This is a genomic window from Campylobacter sp. GB48 (genome assembly GCF_049221845.1).
Taxonomy (GTDB): Bacteria; Campylobacterota; Campylobacteria; order Campylobacterales; family Campylobacteraceae; genus Campylobacter_D; species Campylobacter_D lari_C.
Map to the genome: position 1 here is coordinate 104660 of NZ_JBMJAR010000001.1, position 15130 is coordinate 119789.

A 15130-nucleotide genomic window follows, 5' to 3' on the forward strand; every position below is an offset into this window, starting at 1 on the left:
AAATTTATAAATTTTTTTTAATATTTCTTAAATAAAAAGATAAAAATAGTCCTAATAAAAACATTAATAAACTCAATATCTGACCCATGCTCATACCAAAAGCAACAAAGCCTATACCAAAATCAGGCTCTCTAAAAAACTCGCATACAAAGCGCGCTAGGGCATATAAAATCGTATAGTAAGCAATCAATTCTCCATTATATTTTTTATATTTTTTTATTAATAATAAAACAATAAAAACAATAAAACCTTCCAAAAAAGCTTCATAAAGTTGCGAAGGATGACGCAATATCCCATCTACATAAATACCCCAAGGTACTTCTGTAGCTCTACCAAATAATTCTTGATTTAAAAAATTTCCAATACGACCAAAAATATATCCACATGGCACACTAATAGCAACTAAATCTAAATATTTCCATAAATTTTGCTTATTTTTTTTACAAAAAGCATAAGTTGCTATTAAAAACCCCACAACAGCTCCGTGATAACTCATACCTCTAATCCCTACAAATTCTCCATTATAAAAGGGATTAAAAATTTGCCAAGGATGTGTAAGATACCATAAAGTATGCGCATCATAAATTAAAATATAACCCAATCTTGCACCTAAAATCACCCCTATTTCTACCCATATAAAATAGCTATCAAGCATAGCTTTAGAAATTCCCATATTATCTTTAATCGCATAGTATTTTGCAACCATTAAGGCAACAAGCAAAGCTAGCACATACATAATGCCATACCAATGCACTTTTAAACCAAAAATTTCAAAAGCTACCACATCAAAATTTGCATAAATATTTTGCCAAAATTCCATAAAAAGCCCTTATTATAAAACATATAATATAGCAAAAAATTGTTATAATTATAAAAATCACAAGGAGAGAAAATGAAAAAAATATTATTATTTTTTAGCATAATTTTATTTTTAAGTGCTTGCGCTGGTAATCAAAAAACTTATTATATTTCTATGCCAAATTTTAAAAGCACTTTTGAAGAACACAACCATACAAATGCTAATGGCCCTAAAGTCAAAATCAATGATGTAGAAATTATAAAAAGTACTTTTTATAGTTCATATTTTGAACAATCTACTCTAAATCAAAGAATCAATAAAAGCTTAGAATTACTCAAAAAACAACTTTTAGAAGATAGTAAAGTATTGCTTCAAAGTAAAGGATATACTATAAATAATGAAAATCCTGATTATATTTTTAATATAGTTATCAATGCTAATTTATATGAAGATAAGGTTAGAAGAAATTCAAGTCTTGGGGGCGATAGCGTAGAGTCTTCTTTTATGATCATTTTAGAAGCTCAAAGTCATTTAAATAATTTACATCAAGAAGATACTTTCCAAAGCACAACAAGCTCGGCAAAATTAAACGATCCTATTATTTTAAATTATCCTATAAAAGGGCAAGCAAGTATAGAAAGCTTTAGAGAGGTATATAGTGCTGTTCCAACCCAAGTTAATGAAAGTCTTGCAGCAAGTGCTTTAGAAATTGATAAAGTTTTTGTTACTTTTTATAAAGAAATCACATCTGGTTTAAAAACTAGTATAAAAGAAATCAAAGAAGAGCCAAACACGCAAGAAAACTCAGAAATTCAAGATGTAAAACAAGATGATAAAAAAGAAGAAGAAATTTCTCCCTATCAAAATAATGAAGTAATTATTTTTGAATAGCTTGTGCATAAAACACTTTGATCTTAAATTTAAGATTAATGTGTTTTTCTTCGGATTTAAACTCTACAGGAGTGCTAACTTCTATTAAATTTTTATATTTTTGCAAATCATTTAAAAAAGAGTAAAAAGCTTGAGGATTTTTCATCTTCACATTAGCTCCAAATTGGTATTTTAAATACTCTTGCTCTTTTTTAATAGGAATAAGATTGATTTTTACATCATCAAAGTAATTTTTCATAAATTCTAATAATTCTTTTTGTGAAAATTCTGCATTAATTTGAGCTAAATTTTGTGCATTCACCTTTTGAAACTCATCAATAACTTTTTCTAAAGCTTGCAACTCATTTATTGCTTTAGTGTTTTGAATTTGCTGGGTTGCTAATCTTGAGTGTTCGATTTTATAATCTTTCAAAAAAGGTACAATTAAAAATAAAACCAAAATCGCACAAAGTGCTACAAATGAAAAAGAATAAATCAAGATTTTTAATACATCAGCTTCTTCTAAGCTTTTATCGTTTTTGCTCATACATTTCCTCTGGTATAGTGATATTTACACTTACAAAGCGATACCACCCATTTTCTAATTGATAATAACTTGTTTGAGAATTGGAAAAAATACTTCTTAATGGAGCCTCTAATAACAATGCAAACATCTCTTTAGTAGGTGTAATGCCTCTTAAAATAAGTGATCTATCTTCCATTAAAACCTCATCTAAAGATATGTTTTTAGGCACTAGAGTAAAAAGATTTTGAATGCTTTTTAATAAAACTTTATTTTTACCATTTTCTTGCTCTTGCTCTAAATCTCCCAAAATTAACTCTGCTTTATCATTTTGTCTTACTAATTCTTGATATTTAAGCTTATTAGCATTAATTTGTGCGATAATTTGAGCTAATTCTTCTTTTTTATTATCAAGTTGCACAGACGCATAATAGCTTTTAAAAACTACCACAATAAATACTACAAAAATTAAAGCAACACTAATACTAGTAAAATAAATCCAAATTCTAGTAAAAAGATTAAAAACAGGTTTTATCTTAGGTTTGATTAGACTATATCTCATAGTTTTAAGTCCTTCACCATAAGTTCATTCATCAAATTTAAAGTATCTACAAGTTCTACTTTAGGCTTTATAAATAGCTCATTTTCTAAATAATCAAGCGAGGTCGGACTAAAACTTTCCTCATCAAAAATCACAATTTCTTCTAAAAAGCTATTATCATACAAAGGATTTTGATAAAATTCTTTTACACTTGAAATGATGTATTCTATCATTTTCATATCTGAGCTAAAATTTTCTAAAGAATCGATAGGAAGCTCTTCTTTTTCTTCATTTAATTCCTCAAGTTTATCAAACTCTTGACTCATTTCTTCTAAACTTTTTAAATCATAATTTTGTTCATTTTCTTCTTCTTGATTTTCATCATCAATTTGCAAGTCAAATTCTTCTTTAATATCATCAAAAAAATCATCTTCATCATAATTTTGACTAGCTATATTAAAATAACTTCCAAACAATATAGCTTCATTTTTACAAATTAACATCGCAACAAAATCATGGTATCTATACACATAAAGGCCTATTTTTTCTTCAAAACCCCTATTTGCCATACAATGATAAAGCAAAGAAAAAGGCGAATAAAGCAAATCCAAACCGCCAAAAGCCTCATAATCTTGCTCATATGAGCTTAAAGAATGATTAGATGCATACAATAAACCATTATTAAAAGAAATACACTTAACACTACTTGCATCGACACCAAAATTAGAAAGATCTTTAAAATTTGAGCTTGGCACAACGCCTTGTGCAATAGGAGTAAAAAAAGTGCATATATAATAAATTTGAAAATCTTTAGTTAAATTTTTTACATATTCTATGGCTTTTTCTTTATCTTCAAAGCTTTTTTCAAAAGTATCAACAGCTTGGGATTTTTTCCAAGTATGACATCTTATAATGTATTGTTTTTCATCATAGCAAATACATACTAAAAGTTGCAAAATATATTTTCTAAAAAAAGATAACATAGTGTTTATCCTTTGTCTATTTGACTTATCATATCAAATTTTTCTTTTATCAATACTTTAGCTTCTTCTAAATTTAATTTTTGCATTTTGATTTCTTCACTTAGTCTATAGGTAATCTTAGAAAAAGGTTTAGGTAAGATCATTTTATCCCAACTTTTAAATTCCCAAAAAGAACTTGCTTCATAATTTAGCAAAAAAAGTGGAGCATTTTTTTTCAAAGCTATCATCACAGAACCATCTGAAACACTATGATAAGGCCCTCTTGGCCCATCTGGAGTGATAATCACATCATCGCCTTGATCTAAAATTTTAAAAGATTGTTTTAATAAAGCCAAAGCACCTTTGCTTGTACTACCTCTTAAAGTATCTAAACCAAAAAAGGCAATATTTCTAGCAATGATTTCTCCATCTTTATGGTGTGAAATCATCACATAAGCCTTTTTTCCTTTAATACCCATTTTACGATAAGCAAAAGGCATTAGAGCAAGACGCCCATGCCAAAAAAGTATCACACATGATCTTTTTGGAAGCTTTTGCCCTAAATAAACCTTTCTACAAGTTAAAAAAATCAGCCATTGTAATAAAAAAATTCCAAAAGCTAAAAGATTAATCTTAAAGGATTTCGCCATTTAACACCATACGCCTAGGATTGGTGATTTTTACTTTTTTCATTTGTCCTAATAACTCTTCACTACCTTTAACTTGAATCAAAAAGTTATTATCACTTCTACCTGCTACAAAACCTTCACTTCTTAATTCTTCAAATAAAACTTCAAATTCTTTATCTTTTTGTTTTGCAACAATTTCATCTAAAATTTCTGTATGTCTTGCTTGTAAAATACTCAAGCGTTTTGAAGCTATATCATCAGGAATTTGATTTGGCATAGTTGCAGCTTTAGTTAGTGGTCTTTTAGAGTATTTAAAAGAAAACATTTGCTCAAATCGCACTTTTTCAAGCACATCCATAGTATCTTCAAAGTCTTTATCGCTCTCACCTGGAAAAGCTACAATCACATCAGTAGAAATACTCACATCTTTACACATAGAACGCAATTTCAATGCTCTATCTAAATACCACTCTTTAGTATAACCACGTTTCATAGCCTTTAAAATTTCACTCGAACCACTTTGTAAAGGCATATGCATAGACTTACATACTTTAGGATTTTTAGAAAAAACCTCTAAAAATCTATCATCCATATGTAATGGGTGTGGGCTTGTAAAGCGAATACGCTCTAAACCTTCGATTTCACTTAACTTTTCTAAAAGATCTGAAAAATTAATCTTTTCATGTGCATTAGAAAATCTTTTACCATAATTATTAACATTTTGTCCTAGCAAAAAAATCTCTTTAGCACCTTTAGAAACAGCTTTCAATGCTTCATTTTTAATAATCTCAAAAGGTATAGAAATTTCATCTCCTCTTGTGTGAGGCACTATACAATAAGTACAATGTTTATCACAACCTATAGAGATATTAATATAGGTTTTATAAAGGCTGTTTCTAAAATCTGCAAAAGCATAATTACTCTCATCAAAATCTATATCATTACCTAAAAATTTTGGCGTATTTACAGCCTTTGTGATCTTAGAAACATTTCTAGCACCCAAAACAAAATCCACATTTGGAGCACGCTTAAAAATCTCATCTCCTAAATGTGAAGCAGTGCAACCACAAACTCCTATTTTAGCGCCATTTTTTTTGATTTTTTCAAAACTTCCAACTTCTGAAAAAAGCTTATGCACAGGCTTTTCACGTACTGAGCAAGTATTGATTAAAATCAAATCTGCTTCTTTTGCATCTTGAGTTAATTCGTAATTTTCTTTTTCTTTAAGTTCGGCTATCATATGCTCTGAATCACGCACATTCATAGCACAACCTAAAGTTTGTATAAAAAGTTTTTTACTCAAAGAATGTGTACCTCATACATAAAATCTGTATCATCTAAACCATATTTGATCGTTCTATGATAAACACATTTTCCTTTTTTTTCAAAATGCTCTACTAAAGCGATTAATTGCTTATGTGCATTGTCTTTATCAAAATAGAAAAATTTTTGACCTTCTTTATCCACAGCCTTTTCAATACTTTCTAAACTTATACTTTTTGGCTTTTCATCAACAGAGGTTCTTGCTATTTTTAAATCCATATCATCATCCTCAAGTTTTTTTAATCTGAAATTATAGCAAATTTTACTTTTAATTAAACTTATTAAAGATATAATTTTATTCTTCAAACTTTTAAAATCCAAAATTAAGGTTGTATTGTCATTATGGAAAAAATCACAGATATAATTGAATCCATTGCTAATGAGAAAAATTTACAAATAGAAGATGTAAGAGAAAGAGTTAAAAAAGCACTTATTAATACTGCTAAGAAAATTTATGGCGATAAGTATGAATTTTTTGTTGATTCAGGTAAAAATTTACAACTTTATCAAAAAATCATCGTAGTAGCTGATAATGATGAAAGATTAGAAAATGGAAATGAGCATTTTATCGCTTTAAGTAAAGCAAGAGCTGAAGCTAAAGATGTAGAAATTGGCGATGAGTTAACTTATGAATGTTCTTTGGAAAATTTAGGTCGTACTGCTGTAAACATCTTACACAAAGAATTAGAATATAACATTCAAAAACTCTTAGAAGAAAAAATCTATGAAAAATACCAAAAAATGGTAGGACATATGGTTTTTGGTAGCGTGGTAAGAGTAGATAGTGAAGAAAATACTTATGTGGAAATTGATGAGTTTCGTGCATATTTACCTAGAAAAAATCGTATCAAAGGTGAAAAATTTAAAGTAGGCGATGTGATTAAGGCTGTTATTAGACATGTATATATTGATAAATCAGGCATGAGAATGGAGCTTAGCAGAACTAGTCCTAAATTTTTAGAAGCTTTATTAAAAGCTGAGGTTCCTGAAATCAAAGATGGTCTTATAAATATTTATGCGAGTGCAAGAATTCCGGGTGAGAGAGCAAAAATCATCTTGCAAGCTAATAGCCCAAGCGTTGATGCAGTAGGAGCAACTGTGGGTATAAAAGGAGTTAGAATCAATGCTGTAAGCAAAGAATTAAAAAATGAAAATATCGACTGCATTGAGTATTCTAATGAAATGGCAATTTTAATCACTAGAAGCTTAGCTCCAGCCATTATAAACTCAGTTAGTATTGAAGATAAAAAAGCCATTGTAACGCTAAATAGTGAGCAAAAAAGCAAAGCCATAGGAAAAAGTGGTATTAATATACGCTTAGCTAGCATGCTTCTTGGATATGAGATAGAGCTTAATGAAGTAAATAATGAAGATAAAACTAATAACCAAGAAGAAGCGTTTAAAAATCTTAAAGCTTTATTTGGAGAAAATTAAAGCTGCTTACCGACGGTTTGTTCGGTAAGCTTTCTTTCTAAAACTAAATCCACTATAGGTTGTTCTCTTTTATTTGCCTTTTGACAGTGATTTTTATCAAAAAAATCTGTAATTTTAATAACTATTTTAGCCCATCTTTTATCACGTTCCCTCCAAGCATGAGATGATAAAGACTCCCAAGCATAACCATTAAACAAAGTAGCATTGACAAAATGATCAAGCGCTCTCACACCTTGTCTAACCCTAGCAGGATTACCAAAAGTACCTACTATAACAATAAAAAGATAACTAATCACCGCTAAAGGAACGATAGCGCAAAGTAGTATAGTTCCTGCTAACTTTTCTTTCATTTTTGCCTTTTTGTAAATCTTATATTCATACCATTTGCTGATCTTATAGTTAATCTTCCTACTATATCAGGTACAAAATTTTCTTCTAATTCTAACTTATAAGTCCTTAAAATATTAGCTAAAATCAAAACGGCCTCTTGCATAGCAAAGCCCTGCCCTATACACACACGCTCTCCCATACCAAAAGGCATATAAGTGTCTTTTTTAATCTTGCTTTTATCTTCATGGCGACTTGGATTAAACTCATGTGGATTTTCCCAAAAACTGTCATGTCTATGGATAAGCCATGGAGCTACCACTACACCTGAGCCTTTTTTGATGAGCTTATCTCTCATTTTACTTTCATTTCTTGCTTCTCTAGCAAAAAAGCCAACTGGTGGATAAAGCCTTAAGCTTTCTTTAAACACATTAGTAAGATATTTCATCGCTCTAATATGTTCTATCTTAAACTCCTCATTACCCGCAACTTGCATGATTTCTTCATAAGCTTTTTGTTGCTCATTTGGAGAAATGCTTAAAATATATAATGTCCAAGTAAGTGAACTTGCAGTGGTTTCATGACCTGCCAAAAACAACATGGCAACTTGATCTAAAATTTCATTAAAAGAAAATCTCTTATTCGTATCTGCATCTACTACCATAAGCAATGACGATAAAATATCTTCATATTTTCCTTGGTCATTTAAAGCATTATCATATCTTGGTTTTATAATATCTGATAAAACCTTGCGTATAACACCACCTGCTTTGAGTCTTTTTCTCTCACCTAAAAGATTTGAAATCCAAGTTGGAAAACGAAACATTCTTCGCATAGCTGTTTTAACTGTTTCTTCTTGCACAGCTACAAAAGCATCTAAGACAAGTTTGCCTTTTTGCTCATCCAGTTTTGATGACATGATAGTTCTAAAAATCACATCTGCAGTTACAAAAGTCATAGCCTCATCTACTTCTATAATTGCTTTGTCTTCATACTTTGCAAATCTAGCCATCATATCTGAAGCTGCCTCACTCATCAAATTAAAAACCTTAGAAATCCTTGTCATTTCAAAAGAAGGTCTTAAAAGCTCTCTTTGCTTTTCCCATACTCTATCATTAGTAGTAAAAATGCTTGTACCCAAAAGTGGCTCTAAAAGCTCATGTAAAAGTTGACTTTTTGGGTATTCTCTAACCTCATCTACCATAATGCGTCTTACTTCTTTAGGATCATTAACTACATAAAGGTCAAATCCAGGCATTTTCACTCTACCCATCATCATCTTATAGCTTCGCTCATAAAGTCCATCAAGCCATGACCTTCTTTTTAAAAAAAAAGTAGTTAATGTAGAAGCTTTATTTTTATAAGGCTTTGGATGAAAAGGACATTGACCCATGTTTTTCTCCTATTTGATTTTCTCTTCTAATTTATTTTTACCTATGATAAATTCAAAAAAGTTATACACCCCTTGAATTTGCGTAGCAAATAAATATAAAAAATGTGCTTTGTATTTATCTTTTTTGATTTTTTTATAATCTTTATTTTTATATAAGGTATGAAATTTAGCCGAAAGGTATTTTGGACTAAATTGTGCTTTTACTCCGCTTGTGCGTATGAAATCAACTTGTGCAAAACAAGCCCCATCAATAATAGAGGTAAAATCATACCATACTAAATTTTTACCTCCTAAATACTCTAAATCTTTTCTAAACTCAAAAGATCTTTTTTGATAGCTTACCAAAGGTATACACTCACCTAAAGTTAAAACCTTTAAATTTTCAAAAGAAATATTTTCTTTTTCGCATTTTCTAAGTACTTTTGCTAAAACATTTATACAAAGCACCGTTCCTACGCTATGTGCGCTTAAGACGAGTTCATAGTTTTTATCATTTGTATTTTCTTTTAGCTTTTCAAAAACAACCCTAGCAAAATCATCCATTCTTAACTCAAGCTCACCTTGGGAATTTTTCTCCCAGTTTGCACAAAAAAAACAAATTCTAGCTATCCAAAAAACAGCTAATTTCTTGCCTAGTTTATAAAGCATTTTTGGTAAAAATACTAATGATAAAATAAAAACCAAAATTCCTAAAATAATATGAAAATTTTGCAAATAAAACAAGCTTCCAAAAGCACAAACTAAAGTAAAAATCAAACTCAAAAGTACATAAAAAAATGGATAATAACCTGTGATGAGTTGGTGTGGGGATTCTTTACCAAATTTTAAAAAAAGCCCTGTGATGGTATAAATTCTAAAAAAACTATAACAATCAGCCAAAGCATCTTTTATACCTTCTGACCAGTTTTTTTTGACTATATCATTCCAGCTTAAAAAGGTGTAAGTGGTGCTTGTATACGGGGTTTGAATTTGCCAAAAAGCATATGCATTAACTTGAGCTTTTGATAAAGTATAATCATAATTTGAAAGTATATTTTGCTCGGTTAAATTTTTTTTAAACATAGCATAATAATGCCTATATCCTCTAGGATCATAACCAGCTATATAAAAAACATCTCTTTTTTGACACAATTTATCCATTAAAATCCCAAATAAACTCAAAATGAATTTAAAAATATAGCTAAAGTTGTTATCTTTGTCAAATGCTTATTTAAAGGCAAAATGAGGTGTTTTTACTCTGAAATTATTCATTAAAGCTTTAAGCTATAAAAATCAATTTAAACTAACGTTTTTGAAAAAATTCCCATTTACTTGGGTTTTATATACCACATAATTTCTAAATTTAGCGTGCAAAACCGCATCAGGTTTATAGGCTCTGCATTCTTTCCAAAAAGTATGCAAGCTTTTTTGATACGTTAGGCCTTCTATATCATAAAAGGCTTTACCCATAACCTTTAAAGGACTATTGTGATATAAAGCAGAAAGTCCTACTGTGCTATTTATAACTATAGTGCCTCTTGCATTGATTAAGAGCGTAGGTAAGTGTAAATCGTGCACATATAAAATTCTACCCTCGACATTGTATTTTAAACTCAAATCTTCTATAAGTTTAGTATAGTCCCTATAACCACGATCCATGGGATGGTGTTTAAAAATTAAATAAGACTTTGCTTTGGCATGATTAGCAAAAGAGATAATCACTTCTTCTATAAATTTTTCTGTAGTTTTTTTATAATGATGGGATAGTTGAGTATCATTATGCACTTGTAAAATAGCTAAAAAATACTTTTGTTTTAGAGAAAGAATTTTTTCATTTAAACTTTTTTCTGTGATTTTGTATTTGTTTTTTCTATATACTGAGCAAAGCCAAGGTAAAAAGTCAAATAATTTTAAACTTCTATGGTGTAAAGAATTATTAAAATACCAAGAAAATAAAAAAGCAAAAAGCCAGTATAAAAATGAAGCAAAGGCCATATTTCTAAAAGTGCTTGAGAAAGTTTTAAATTTAAAATCTTTATCAAATTTTTTCTGGTTTAGATAAAATTCTTTTTCTCTTGGCAAAGTGGAGTTTGCATTCACTCCATCTTTTTCAAAAGTAATGAAGTTTGGTCTTATATAACCTTCTTCAAAAATCCATACTTCAATACCCATTTGCTTAGCTACATTAATGGCGATTTCATGAACTTTTCTACAATCATTATACATAATGATAACTTGAATTTGTTTTTCTTCAAAAAGCTTTTTATAAAAGTCTTCAAGCTTGGCTAAACTTTTAGTGTAATTAATGCTTTTAAAAGGATAAAAGAAAAAATCTCCGCCGTTAAAATTTACCTTATAAACCTTAGCTTGTGGAATTTTTGTAGCAATTTTACGAAAAAATCCACCCACAGGACCTTGGAGCAATAAAACATTTTTACCAGAAAATTTTTTTAACTTTTTACTTAAATTCATCTAATCAAAATAAATTCTATTAATCTTCTTATTTTTCTTAATATATAAATTCTTATATCTATAAACCAACGCAAATAAAATTTAGAAAAATAATCTTTTTGCATTTTTAACATTATATCTAATGCAAGTTCAACTTCACATAAATTTTTACTTTTTGGATGGATATATCTTGGATAAAGGATCAAAACTCCAGCAACAAGCTCTTCTAAACTAAGTACCCTTGTGCGTCTTGGAATTTCATGTAAATCCATAGTTAAACCCCAACCTGCATAAAAAGGCTTACCATAGACCACAACTTTTTTACCACGCAAAAGAGCGTCAAAACCGCTTGTAGAGGTTATAGTGTGGACTTCATCACTTGCATTGATAGCACTATCTATGCTGACATTTTCTATAATTTCATCACAATATTTTAAAATAATGTTTTTATCTTTTAAACCCTTACGGTTACCGCTTAAAACATCAGGGTGAGGTTTAAAAACTATAAAGGCGTTTTCATTGGCCTTTCTCACACTTTGTAAAAGTTTTAAGGTATCATAACCTGCACCACCTAAGATCATAGAAGCATCATCTTCTACTTGAGCAGGGATTAAGATGATTTTTTTATTGGTATTAAAATTTAACTTTTCATGCTTTAAGCCATTATACTTTGAAAATTTATTTTGCGTGATGGTAGTGATGAGTTTTTTAGCTCTTTGTTTTAAACTTTCATCAAAGATGTAATTTTGCAAAATATCTTCTAAATCGCTTGGCTTACTTGGATCAACATACAAGCCTTTACTATCTACTATCAAAGAAAAAGGGCGCGTAAGATCTGAACCTAAAAAAACAGAGCGTAAAAAGCCATCTTCTACTAAGAAAATTTCATTATTAAAATCTTTAGCTAGCAAAATTTTATCATACTTTTTACCCCAAATGAAAATTTTATCTTCAGGATTTAAATTTGCTTTGTAAAGTTCATTAAGCGAGTTTAAAAAAATGATTTTATTATTTTTAGCTTTAAAAAAAGGTCTTACAAACTCTCTTTTCCATTTAGAAAAACCTAAAAAATACAAAGTATTAGAATTAGCTTGCTCTATCTTTTTATACTTTGCTAAAGTATGAATAGTATCAAAAATATCACTTTTTTGATTTAAATAAGGATTAAAATACTCACTATATAAAATATAAGTAGCATAAAAAACTTCTTCTAAGCTTCTTTTTTTAAGCCTTCTTTTACACACTTGTTTATCTTGAGTTAAACCCCAGCCTGCATAAAATGGCACACCATAACACACACATTCGCATCCTAACATCAAAGCTTCAAAGCCCATACCAGAAGTTTTAGTATAGACTTTTTTAAAATAACTTAGCAATTCTACGGGATTATAATTTTCTTTTATAACTACACAATTACTTGGTAAATCTTGTGCGTTAAAATCACTTTGTTTTTTACCACTTAATACATCAGGATGAATTTTAATGTATATTTTGGCATTTGGGTTTTCTTTGATAGCATCATTTATGATATCTTGAGTTGAAAAACTATCAGCTAAACCAAATTTTAATGAAACATCGCTTACTACTTGAGTGATGATCAACACGGGTTCTTCATTAGCACTAAAAAACTCTTTTGGTATACAAAGGTTATTATTATACTTGCTAAGTTTTTCTTTTTTTATAAGTTCTATAGCTTTTTTTGCTTGCTCTAATTCTTCGGTACTAAACTCATAAGTATTTAAAATCTTTTCAAGCTTAGAAGGCGTAGTCGCATCGTAATAAATTCCTATATCGTCTTTGACGATAGAAAAACTTGGACTATTTTCTACACCTAAATTTAATGAGCGTAAAAAACCATCCTCTAAAAGTAAAAATTTTGCATTATGTTTTTTAGCTAACTCTATGGCTTTTAAACCTGACTTTTTTCTACCCCAACCTACAAAAATATCTTCTTTTGTAATGTTTTTATAGGTATGATATAGAGTTATTGTATAAAAATTTTTAACATTTTCTTTTAGCTTTTTAGATATGGTATAAATTTTCATAATCTCTCTTTAATTAAAAGAAAGATTATATCAAATTTTATTTCTGAATTCCCTTTTTAACTTCCTTACTTCAAACCACATCTTAACATACCCACCCTTATACCAAGTTTTATTAGCTTTTATAAGGGCTTGTCCTAGTTTATAAGAAAGATGATTTTTAAGTTTTAAGGCTTCTTGACAATCAGGATAATCTTCTAATAGAGGTAGTTTTAAAGAAGGATCTTTTTTTATTTTTTCTTGGTAGATTTTTTGTTCTTGTTTATGTGAAATCATTATACTTAATAATGCCATAGGCATTATTAAGTAACCTAGAAAAGATTTTGAATTTACTATCATAGCTTGACCTAGTTTATAAGAGAGTTGGTTTTGGATACGAGATTTTACCGTGCCATGTTTGGCTTGGAAGGATAGTTGATTACTTAACAACTGAATTTGAGTTAAATTATTTTGAATAGCCTGTTCTTTAAGTTTTATATTTTGATTTAAATTTTGAATTTGAGTTAAATTATTTTGAATAGCCTGTTCTTTAAGTTTTATATTTTGATTTAAATTTTGAATTTGAGTTAAATGCTTTAATCTTAAATTTTCTAGCACATCATTCTTATATTCTATTTTATTTTGCAGTATATTTAAGATAACATTATCAGAAATATTAAAATATTTTTTATCCTCTAAATCATAATCAAAAATCTCAAAATCATTCTTATAAATTTCTCTTATAATTTTATATGTTTCACAATTATAATAATCTTTATAGTTGCAGTGCTTACTCTTATTTACATGGATAAGACTGTCTTTTCTATTGAGAATATTTAAAATTTTTTTAAAATCACTATTTAATTGTTCAAATCTTCCAATAAAATCTACTAAGACATTCATATTCTCATCACATAAATATTCATACTGAAAAGAAAAGTGATTTTTAGTTAAAATTTTTTGCTTAAACTCCTCATCTTGTAATTTTAAAACAAACTCTTCAAATTCTAAATCTCTAATATTCAATTTACCCCATTCTATATCACAAGGATCTGGACTATCATTTTTTAAATAATGATACGCTGAAACTACTCTATCATAAGGATTTCTCACAAAACTAAAAGAAAAATAACTCTCAAATTTATTCCTATCAAGCTTTACATAATCACTTGCTTTTACATGTCCAACAAGCCATCTATCTGTTTGATATATCACTCTTTCTATACTGCTACCAGCAACCTTTGGCACATGAATAAAAATACATTTATACTTATCATGAAAATCTTTAAACATCACACTTTCTTCCATTTAAAAATCTCAAAATCATATCCACATTCTCATTAAGATCTTCTTTTGTTATATGTATATGCGGGTTTTTAGGTTTTTCATAAGGACTATCTATACCTGTGAAATTTTTAATCTCTCCGCTTCTTGCTTTTTTATAAAGTCCTTTTGGATCTCTTTTTTCACAAATTTCCAAAGGTGTATCAACAAATATTTCTATATATTCATCCTCATCTAAAAGATCTTTTATAAGCTTTCTATCTTTTTCAAAAGGCGATATAAAAGCACAAAGTACTATCATACCAGCATCTACAAAAAGCTTACATACTTCTCCTATACGTCTTATGTTTTCTACTCTTGAAACCTCATCAAAACCCAAATCTTTATTAAGTCCATGACGTACATTATCTCCATCTAAAAGATAAGTATGAAAACCTCGCTCAAAAAGTTTTTTTTCAACCGCATTTGCCAAAGTAGATTTACCACTACCACTAAGCCCACTAAACCACAAAACACATGGTTTTTGATTTTTAAGTTTAGCTCTTTGAGTTTTTGTAATGCTACTTGTATGCCAAGTTAAATTTTTACTCATTT

16 protein-coding genes are annotated in these 15130 nt (G+C 29.0%); 2 read left to right on the forward strand and 14 right to left on the reverse strand.

Annotated elements, in window-relative coordinates; all coding sequences use genetic code 11:
* Window positions 1-4: 4 nt before the first annotated feature.
* Window positions 5-820: a prolipoprotein diacylglyceryl transferase gene (lgt, locus tag ACOTVC_RS00515; protein ID WP_115645084.1), complete on the reverse strand. Its 816-nt coding sequence runs from the start codon at window positions 818-820 to the stop codon at window positions 5-7.
* Window positions 821-892: 72 nt separating this feature from the next.
* Between lgt and ACOTVC_RS00520 the strand changes: the two genes are divergently transcribed.
* A complete protein-coding gene (locus ACOTVC_RS00520) occupies window positions 893-1690 on the forward strand; it encodes a membrane lipoprotein lipid attachment site-containing protein (protein ID WP_421627369.1) in 798 nt (265 codons plus the stop codon).
* On the opposite strand, the gene ACOTVC_RS00525 is transcribed toward ACOTVC_RS00520, so the two are convergent.
* Genes ACOTVC_RS00525 through ACOTVC_RS00550 form a run of 6 tightly spaced genes read right to left on the reverse strand, consistent with a single transcriptional unit; the run spans window position 1677 to window position 5866 of the window.
* Window positions 1677-2216 (reverse strand): hypothetical protein, encoded by a 540-nt coding sequence (locus tag ACOTVC_RS00525; RefSeq protein ID WP_039640850.1) that lies wholly within the window; start codon window positions 2214-2216, stop codon window positions 1677-1679. The two genes, ACOTVC_RS00520 and ACOTVC_RS00525, sit on opposite strands and share 14 nt — an antisense overlap.
* Window positions 2200-2754 carry a hypothetical protein gene (locus ACOTVC_RS00530; RefSeq protein ID WP_039627963.1) on the reverse strand — a complete coding sequence of 185 codons (555 nt, stop codon included), beginning with the start codon at window positions 2752-2754 and terminating at the stop codon, window positions 2200-2202. Before ACOTVC_RS00530 ends, ACOTVC_RS00525 begins: the two co-directional genes overlap by 17 nt.
* Window positions 2751-3716 carry a hypothetical protein gene (locus tag ACOTVC_RS00535; RefSeq protein ID WP_214116647.1) on the reverse strand — a complete coding sequence of 322 codons (966 nt, stop codon included), beginning with the start codon at window positions 3714-3716 and terminating at the stop codon, window positions 2751-2753. The genes ACOTVC_RS00530 and ACOTVC_RS00535 overlap by 4 nt, the downstream gene beginning before the upstream one ends.
* Window positions 3717-3721: 5 nt before the next feature.
* Window positions 3722-4345, reverse strand: a complete 624-nt coding sequence (locus ACOTVC_RS00540; RefSeq protein WP_214114839.1) for a lysophospholipid acyltransferase family protein — start codon at window positions 4343-4345, stop codon at window positions 3722-3724.
* A complete protein-coding gene (miaB, locus tag ACOTVC_RS00545; protein ID WP_039627961.1) occupies window positions 4329-5627 on the reverse strand; it encodes a tRNA (N6-isopentenyl adenosine(37)-C2)-methylthiotransferase MiaB in 1299 nt (432 codons plus the stop codon). The genes ACOTVC_RS00540 and miaB overlap by 17 nt, the downstream gene beginning before the upstream one ends.
* Window positions 5624-5866 (reverse strand): HP0268 family nuclease, encoded by a 243-nt coding sequence (locus ACOTVC_RS00550; protein ID WP_039617566.1) that lies wholly within the window; start codon window positions 5864-5866, stop codon window positions 5624-5626. Before ACOTVC_RS00550 ends, miaB begins: the two co-directional genes overlap by 4 nt.
* A 123-nt stretch (window positions 5867-5989) precedes the next feature.
* Here ACOTVC_RS00550 and nusA point away from each other — a divergent pair, with 123 nt between their 5' ends.
* On the forward strand, window positions 5990-7081 hold the full coding sequence (nusA, locus tag ACOTVC_RS00555) for a transcription termination factor NusA (protein WP_214116650.1): 1092 nt from the start codon (window positions 5990-5992) through the stop codon (window positions 7079-7081).
* Here the strand turns inward: nusA and ACOTVC_RS00560 are convergent.
* The 7 genes from ACOTVC_RS00560 to cysC form a co-directional block, all read right to left on the reverse strand.
* On the reverse strand, window positions 7078-7431 hold the full coding sequence (locus tag ACOTVC_RS00560; RefSeq protein ID WP_039627957.1) for a membrane protein: 354 nt from the start codon (window positions 7429-7431) through the stop codon (window positions 7078-7080). The two genes, nusA and ACOTVC_RS00560, sit on opposite strands and share 4 nt — an antisense overlap.
* The gene (locus ACOTVC_RS00565; RefSeq protein ID WP_214116652.1) at window positions 7428-8801 is read right to left on the reverse strand and encodes a cytochrome P450; all 1374 of its coding nucleotides are present in this window, start codon (window positions 8799-8801) and stop codon (window positions 7428-7430) included. The genes ACOTVC_RS00560 and ACOTVC_RS00565 overlap by 4 nt, the downstream gene beginning before the upstream one ends.
* A 9-nt stretch (window positions 8802-8810) precedes the next feature.
* Window positions 8811-9941: a DUF829 domain-containing protein gene (locus ACOTVC_RS00570; protein WP_214116654.1), complete on the reverse strand. Its 1131-nt coding sequence runs from the start codon at window positions 9939-9941 to the stop codon at window positions 8811-8813.
* Between the two features lie 132 nt (window positions 9942-10073).
* Window positions 10074-11252 carry a capsule biosynthesis protein gene (locus ACOTVC_RS00575; RefSeq protein ID WP_214116656.1) on the reverse strand — a complete coding sequence of 393 codons (1179 nt, stop codon included), beginning with the start codon at window positions 11250-11252 and terminating at the stop codon, window positions 10074-10076.
* On the reverse strand, window positions 11249-13276 hold the full coding sequence (locus ACOTVC_RS00580) for a capsular polysaccharide biosynthesis protein (protein WP_214116658.1): 2028 nt from the start codon (window positions 13274-13276) through the stop codon (window positions 11249-11251). The genes ACOTVC_RS00575 and ACOTVC_RS00580 overlap by 4 nt, the downstream gene beginning before the upstream one ends.
* Window positions 13277-13306: 30 nt before the next feature.
* Entirely contained in the window at window positions 13307-14545 is a 1239-nt protein-coding gene (locus ACOTVC_RS00585) for a sulfotransferase family 2 domain-containing protein (protein ID WP_421627372.1), read from the reverse strand.
* Complete coding sequence (cysC, locus tag ACOTVC_RS00590; RefSeq protein ID WP_421627374.1) at window positions 14538-15128, reverse strand: adenylyl-sulfate kinase; 591 nt, start codon at window positions 15126-15128, stop codon at window positions 14538-14540. Before cysC ends, ACOTVC_RS00585 begins: the two co-directional genes overlap by 8 nt.
* Between the last annotated feature and the right edge of the window lie 2 nt (window positions 15129-15130).